Source organism: Pseudomonas sp. GD04158, from assembly GCF_029834875.1.
GTDB lineage: Bacteria > Pseudomonadota > Gammaproteobacteria > Pseudomonadales > Pseudomonadaceae > Aquipseudomonas > Aquipseudomonas hydrolytica.
In genome coordinates, this window is record NZ_JAODYT010000125.1 from 1 (window position 1) to 7,007 (window position 7,007).

General features: G+C 65.5%; 6 protein-coding genes. 2 read left to right on the forward strand and 4 right to left on the reverse strand.

The genetic code is table 11. The features are described 5' to 3' along the window. Positions 1–1,180, reverse strand: a 1,180-nt coding sequence (locus N7333_RS23345) for a glycosyltransferase family 1 protein (protein WP_279859453.1), incomplete at its 3' end; no start/stop codon positions are given. Positions 1,181–1,350: 170 nt separating this feature from the next. Between N7333_RS23345 and N7333_RS23350 the strand changes: the two genes are divergently transcribed. After that, the gene (locus N7333_RS23350; RefSeq protein WP_129483947.1) at positions 1,351–2,460 is read left to right on the forward strand and encodes an SRPBCC family protein; all 1,110 of its coding nucleotides are present in this window, start codon (positions 1,351–1,353) and stop codon (positions 2,458–2,460) included. Here N7333_RS23350 and cysZ read toward each other — a convergent pair. Next, complete coding sequence (gene cysZ / locus N7333_RS23355) at positions 2,457–3,197, reverse strand: sulfate transporter CysZ (protein ID WP_003243082.1); 741 nt, start codon at positions 3,195–3,197, stop codon at positions 2,457–2,459. The genes N7333_RS23350 and cysZ overlap by 4 nt on opposite strands. A 71-nt stretch (positions 3,198–3,268) precedes the next feature. Further along, positions 3,269–5,242 (reverse strand): diguanylate cyclase, encoded by a 1,974-nt coding sequence (locus tag N7333_RS23360; RefSeq protein WP_129483948.1) that lies wholly within the window; start codon positions 5,240–5,242, stop codon positions 3,269–3,271. 240 nt (positions 5,243–5,482) lie between these two features. On the opposite strand from N7333_RS23360, the gene trxB reads away from it, so the two are divergent. Then, the gene (trxB, locus tag N7333_RS23365; RefSeq protein WP_003243086.1) at positions 5,483–6,430 is read left to right on the forward strand and encodes a thioredoxin-disulfide reductase; all 948 of its coding nucleotides are present in this window, start codon (positions 5,483–5,485) and stop codon (positions 6,428–6,430) included. Positions 6,431–6,560: 130 nt separating this feature from the next. Here trxB and N7333_RS23370 read toward each other — a convergent pair. Further along, positions 6,561–7,007: AAA family ATPase (locus N7333_RS23370; protein ID WP_279859455.1), on the reverse strand; the 447-nt coding region annotated here is incomplete at its 5' end.

A 7,007-nucleotide genomic window follows, 5' to 3' on the forward strand; every position in this document is an offset into this window, starting at 1 on the left:
GGGGTGCAAGCTCCGCGTTGTCGCCAGCTTCCGGCTGCGGTTGCATGGCGCCGCGCAGATGCTGCTCGAACTGCACCACGATGCCTTCCCAGCTGAGGTGACTGGCATGGCGGCGCGCATTCAGACGTATGCGACGCAGCGTTTCCGCATCTGCCAGCGCCTGGCAGGCGATTTCGCAGAAGCCGTTTTCGTCGCCAGGGCGGGCTAGCAGGCCGTTATGACCGTGGTGGATATGCTGGGCCGCGGCAGCCTGGTCGAAGGCCACGACGCCAAGGCTCGAGGCCAGGGCTTCCAGCACCACGTTGCCGAAGGTTTCCGACAGGCTGGGAAAGAGGAACAGATCGCCCGAGGCGTAGTGCATGGCCAGCGCCTCGCCACGCTGCAGCCCGCAGAACAGGGCATCCGGCAACTGTGCCTGCAGACTGGCGTGCAGCGGCCCGTCACCGACCAGGATCAGGCGCATGCGCCTTTGCGGGTGCGCCTGCTGCAAGGCGCGAAAGGCCTTTACCAGCAAACCGAGGTTCTTCTCCGCAGCCAGACGCCCGACATGCAGCACCGCCATATCGTCCGGCCCCAGGCCCCAGTGCTTGCGCAGCTCGTCGCAGCGTCTGCCGGGGTGGAACAGCTGGCTGTCGACGCCGCGGGCGAGCAGGGCCAGGCGCTCGAAGTCGCGGCGCTGCAGCTCCACCTTCTGGCCGATGCTAGGCACCAGGGTCATCTGCGTGCGGTTGTGAAACCAGCGCAGGTAGTTGGTCAGGGCGCGGGTCAGCAGGCCGAAGCCATAGTGCCCAGTGTACTGCTGGAAATTGGTGTGAAAACCACTGACCACCGGAATCGCCAGGCGCCTTGCCGCACGCAGGGCGGAGAGCCCCAAAGGGCCTTCGGTGGCGATGTAGAGCACGTCCGGGCGCTGGCGTTTCCAGCGCCTGAGCAGTTTGTGCAGCGACGACTGGCCCCACTGCAGGCCGGGGTAGCCGGGCAGCGGCCAGCCGCGGGTCAGCAGCAGTTCGGGATCCGGCTGTGGTGCGCTGTCGTGCGCCTGCCGCGGGCGTATCAGCTGCACGCGGTGGCCTCGGCTGCGCAGCCCATCGACCAGGCGGCCGAGGGTGTTGGCGACGCCGTTGATTTCCGGCGGGAAGGTTTCGCTGATCAGGGCGATATGCAGAGTGGGAGCGTCCATGTACGCAGTCTCTGCCGCGGTGATGTAGTGAAGGTGACGCTTTTGTTGCGTTTATATGTCGGTCGAGCCGGCCGTGTCCTGGTTCACGCTGCCCGGTGTGCGCAGAGGCGGTGCCGAGTATGCGATTGATCGTGGCGGGCCTAGACTGCTGTCGATTACAGGAGAGTGCCATGGCTTACAACAACGACAACGCCCAGGCTTTTCGCCGCGATTACCGCGCCGCCATCCATCCGCTGTACAACCCCTGGCTGCATGCAGCCTTCGTCCTGACCTACGGTCTGCTGTGCATGGGCTTGCTGTGGCGTACGCTGGATGCGGTTGCCGCCTGGCAATGGCTGCTGGTGCCGGCCACGCTGGTGTTCTTCAGCTGGGGCGAGTATCAGGTGCACAAGCGTCTTGGCCACAACAAGACGCGCTTCGGCAGACTCTTCTACAAGCGCCATACGGGCGATCATCACAGCTTCTTCGTCGAGACGCTGATGCCGTACGAGACTCCGCGCGACTGGCGCGTGATCTTGTTTCCGGCCTGGCTGATCGTGCTGTTCAGCCTGCCGACCTTCGCCGCCTGGTGGCTGCTGTCTCACCTCGATGGCAACCTCGCCGCGCTGTTCGCCGGCAGCATGCTGCTGGGCTACATGAGCTACGAACTGGTGCATGCCTGCGAGCATCTGCCGGCCGAGCACCCGGTTTCGCGCTTGCCATGGATTCGCCAGATGCGCCGCCTGCATGCGCTGCACCACCGCCGCGAGCTGATGGATTCGCGCAACTTCGGCATCGTCCATCCGCTGATGGACTGGTTGTACGGCACGCTGTACTGGGAGCCGCAGGCGATCGTCCAGCAGAACCGCCAGCAGCACCGCATCCTTGTCGCGCGCTCTGCCGAGCAGGTGCTGGCCTACGCCGCCGCGCCGTCCCACTGGCCCGAGTGGCACCCGTCATCGCTGCGCATCTACGGGCGCGAAGGCGCCTTGCTCACCGGCGAGCGCTTCGAGGAAGACATTCACGCCGGCGGCCGCGCCGGGCATCTGCGCTGGGAAGTGCTCGAGCATCAGCCTGCCCGTCGCTGGCAGGCCAGTGCACGGGGCGATCATGGCCTGCAGTTGCTGCTGACCTACGAGTGCCTGGAGGTCGAGGGTGGCTGCGAGTTCGTGCGTACCCTCGAGTACGGTTTCGACAGCTGGCTGATGCGGCTGGCCAACCTGCTGCTGATGCGCAGGCGCATCGAGGGCGAGTCGCAGGCCTCGCTGCGCGCGCTGCGGCAGGTACTGACGCGCGGCTAGCCCTGCGCGCCGCGCTCGCGCACCCAGAACAGCGTGGCGCCGGCCACTGCGGCTGGCATCATCAGGATGTTCAGCCCCGGCACCAGCAAGGCGGCGTAGGTGATGCCGCCGAAACTCAGGCTCTGCCAGCGCTTCTCGCGCAGCCAGGCGAGCATGTCCTGCCAGCTCATCTTGTGGTTGTCGGCCGGGTAGTCGATGTACTGCACCGCCATCATCCACACGCCGAACAGCAGCCACAGCGGCGCGGCGATCAGGTTCACCACCGGAATGAAGCTGAGGATCAGCAGGGCCAGTGCCCGCGGCAGGAAGTAGGCCAGCTTGCGCAATTCGCGACCAAGCGTGCGCGGCACCATGGCCATCAGCTCGGCCCAGCTGAAGGCGGGAAAGTTGTCCTCGCCGCGCACCACCACCTCCACCTTCTCGGCGAGAAAACCGTTGAACGGCGCGGCGATGATGTTGGCCAGCAGAGTGAAGGTGAAGAACACCATCAGCAGCACCAGCACCACGAACAGTGGCCAGAGTATGTACTGCAGAAAGCTCAGCCAGCTCGGCAGGCTGGGCATGAAGGTATCGACCCAACCGCCGAACTGCTGCACGGCGAAACCGATCAGCGTGGCGAAGAGGATCAGGTTGACCGCCAGCGGCAGCAGCACGAACAGGCGCAAGCCTGGGCTGAGTACCAGTTTCAGGCCTTCACGCAGGTATTGCGGGCCGGACAGGACGGGGGCGGCGGGCATGATGATCTCCTGAGTGGTGGATGCGCGCGACCATACCGACTTCGCGGGCGTGGCGAAAGTTTCCGCGCCCCTCAGTGTGTTTCGGCAGCGCCCGACGGCTCGAACATCACGACCTGATTGCGCTTGCGTTTGGCCTGGTACATGGCGCTGTCGGCGGCCTTGATCAGCGCCTCGCTGTCCGTGGCGTGCTGCGGGCAGAGGGCGATGCCGACACTGGGCGTGACAAAATCGATGCTGTGTCCGGCGATCTCGAACGGTGCGCCAAGGCTGCCGAGCAGGCGCTCGCCCAGCGCCCGGGCTGCTTCGGCGGTGGCCTGTGGCATGAGCAGGGTGAATTCGTCGCCCCCCAGGCGGTAGAGCTTGCCGGGTTGCCGCAGGCCATGCTGCAGCCTGGCGGCGATGGCGCAGAGCAGGGCATCGCCGGCGTCGTGGCCATACTGGTCGTTGACCTGCTTGAAGTGGTCCAGGTCGATGAAGAACAGCGCCAGTACGCTGCCTTCGTTCAGGGCCTGCTGCAGATCCCCCTGCAACTGCTCGTGGAAGGCCTTGCGGTTGCCCAGGCTGGTCAGCGGGTCGCGATAGGCGAGGTCATGCAGATGACGCTGGTGCGCGGCGCGCTCGGAAATGTCGCGCAGGATGCCGCGATAGCCGACGAAGGTCCCGTCCTGGGTATGGATCTGCGACAGTCGCCCCTCGAAGTCGCCCAGGCTGCCATCGGCACGACGCAGCTGCAGGTTGAAGCCGCTGAGACTGCTGTCCTGCTGCGCCTGCTGGAAGGTGGTCTCGGCCTGTTCGACCTTCTCCGTCAGCAGCAGCTGGGTGAAGGGCATGTTCAGCAGCTCCTCGCTGCGATAGCCGAGGGACAGTTCCATGCCGCGATTGACCCGGGTGAAGCGTCCCTCTGTGTCCACCTCGAAGTAGCCGTCCTGGATCGACTCGAGGATCGCCCGGTCGCGCTCCTCGCTCTGATCGAGACGTTCGAGCATCTGGTTCAGCGCGGCGGCCAGCTCGCCCAGTTCGTCATTGCCCAGGCTGCTCACCCGAGGCAGGCGAGCCTGCTGCCCGATACCGGCGATTTCCCGGTTTAGGCGTTCCAGACGGTGCAGGACCCAGTACTCCAGGCCGAGATAGACCAGGCCGGCGGCAGCCAGGGCGATGAGGAAGCTGACGCTGAGGAAGAACTCGATGGCCTCCTTGCCCTTGTGGTAGTTGATGCGCTGAGAGGTCAGCTGCAGACGCAACTCTGGCTCGTCGTCGCTGTTGTTGAGCAGCAGCTCGATCTGTTGCTGCTGCTCGTCCAGCAGCCTGCGTGGGCCAAGCTCGGCGGTGAATGTCTGGCGCTCCGGCAGCAGCTGCCAGCCCTTCGGGTCGACGCCCGCGGGGAGCAGGTGCAGACTGCTGTCGGGCAATTGCCGGTCCAGCGCATGCAGGCGCTGCCCGTCGAGAAAGCGGCCGGCCAGCAGTGTGCCGACAGCGCTGGCGGTGCCCTGGCTGTTGCTCACGGCGCTGCTCACCAGCAGCACGGGCACGCCCTGGATCAGCAGCACCTGGCCGGTTCTGAACTGCGCATCGCTTTGGTGCCGAAGCAGATTCAGGCGCTGGCTGCGGCTGTAGATATCGCTGCGCAGGCTGGCAATGCTGCGTGGCCGGTCGTGGCCGACCGGCAGCAGGTCCGCCAGGTCGGGCGGCGCCCACTGTTCCAACACCAGTTTGCCGGCATCGTCGAACAGCGCCATGAAGTCGAAGTCGTAGTTGGCCAGCTGCAGGCTGTCGAGATTCTGCCGCAGGTAGAGGCTGGCGTTGCCGCGGCCCTGAGCCAGCTCGTAGCTGGGGTCCCACCAGGCATAGCTGTGCAGCAGGCCGGTGGTGCGTTCGATATGGCCGAGCAGGATCAGGTGAGCCCTGTGCGCCGTTTCCTGGAGGCGCTGCTTGTCTTGCTGGTCGAAGCGGCTCAGCAGCAACTGGTTGGACAGCAACTGAACGAGCAGCAGGGTCAGGAGCAGTAGCGGGGCGAATAGCGAGAACAGTCGTCTGCGCAGGGTCATGGCGGGCGTTCGTCCCTGAAAGCGATGCGCCCAGTATAGTCAGGCCGCGCCTTTGGCCAGGTGATAGCGGCGCTCTATGCCGCAAATTGGCAATGGGTATTTCCGCTTCGCCAGCGGCCCCGATAGCCTTGCGCCCAGTTTCCCGTTTGCGGGGCTCTCATCCTTCCAAGCCTTCCCCTAGCGCTTCGAGAGTCCCTTTTTATCTGGCCTGCCGGCCCTGTGGCCTGCGAGGAGTTAGTCATGTCTGCCGTTCGTCATGCCCGCGTCATCATCCTGGGTTCCGGTCCTGCCGGTTACAGCGCCGCGGTTTACGCTGCGCGCGCCAACCTCAAGCCACTGCTGATCACCGGCATCCAGGCTGGTGGTCAGCTCACCACCACTACCGAGGTGGACAACTGGCCGGGCGATCCCCACGGCCTCACCGGGCCGGCGCTGATGCAGCGCATGCAGGAGCACGCCGAGCGTTTCGACACCGAAATCGTCTTCGACCACATTAACGCCGTGGACCTGGCCGGCAAGCCCTTCACCCTGGTCGGTGACGGCGGCACCTATAGCTGCGACGCGCTGATCATCGCCACTGGCGCCAGTGCGCGTTACCTCGGCCTGCCCAGCGAAGAGGCCTTCATGGGGCGCGGCGTTTCGGCGTGCGCCACCTGCGATGGCTTCTTCTATCGCGGCCGCGAAGTGGCAGTGGTCGGCGGCGGCAATACCGCGGTGGAAGAGGCGCTGTATCTGGCCAATATCGCCAGCAAGGTGACCCTTATCCATCGTCGCAACGGGTTTCGCGCCGAGAAGATCCTGCAGAACAAGCTGCAGGAGCGCGTGGCCGAGGGCAAGATCGAGCTGCAGCTCAATGCCGAGGTCGACGAAGTGCTCGGCGATGCCAGCGGCGTCACCGGTGTGCGTCTGAAGCAATACGGCGGTGCTTATCGCGAGCTGAAGGTGGACGGCCTGTTCGTCGCCATCGGCCATACGCCCAACACCAGTCTGTTCGAAGGCCAACTGGCGCTGAGAGACGGTTACCTGGTGGTCAATGGTGGGCGCGACGGCAATGCCACCGCCACCAGCATTCCCGGCGTGTTCGCCGCCGGCGATGTGGCCGACTCCGTGTATCGCCAGGCCATTACCTCGGCCGGTGCCGGCTGCATGGCGGCGCTGGATGTGGAGCGCTATCTCGACGGGCTCTGAGACCGGGTAGAAATCGTAGGGTGCGCTGTGCGCACCGAGGTTTGCAAAAAACGTAGCCCAGATTCACGGTGCCCGTGGAACGCAGGTGTGCGCGGCGCACCCTACGGGCGTCCGTATCAATCCACAGGTTTCAATCCGGCCAGTGCCAGGGCGGCTCGTCCAGCATGCCCTGGCCGCGGATGCTGGTCTGGCCGAGCTGCTTGTCCAGTTTCAGGGTGTTGCATTGCGGGCTTTCCTTGAGCGTGGCGATCAAGTGGCTGGCGTGGGATACCACCCACACCTGGGTCTGCTTCGAGGCGGCGATGATCAGGCGACCCAGTGCCGGCAGCAGATCCGGATGCAGGCTGGTTTCCGGTTCGTTGAGCACCATCAATGATGGCGGCCGTGGCGTGAGCAGGGCAGCGACCAGCAGCAGGTAGCGCAGGGTGCCGTCGGACAGTTCGGCGGCGCTCAGGGGGCGCAGCAGGCCTTCCTGGCGCAGCTCGACGGCGAAGCGTCCGCCGGCCTGGAAATCGATATGCAGGCGGCTGCCGGGAAAGGCGTCGTCGATGGCGGCGTCCAGCGCGGCGCGGTCGCC

What these genes read in the sequence shown, in the direction of transcription:
- N7333_RS23350 (WP_129483947.1), top strand. Translation starts at nt 1,351, where the DNA reads ATGGCTTACAACAACGACAACGCCCAGGCTTTTCGCCGCGATTACCGC.
- cysZ (WP_003243082.1), bottom strand. Translation starts at nt 3,197, where the DNA reads ATGCCCGCCGCCCCCGTCCTGTCCGGCCCGCAATACCTGCGTGAAGGC.
- N7333_RS23360 (WP_129483948.1), bottom strand. Translation starts at nt 5,242, where the DNA reads ATGACCCTGCGCAGACGACTGTTCTCGCTATTCGCCCCGCTACTGCTC.
- trxB (WP_003243086.1), top strand. Translation starts at nt 5,483, where the DNA reads ATGTCTGCCGTTCGTCATGCCCGCGTCATCATCCTGGGTTCCGGTCCT.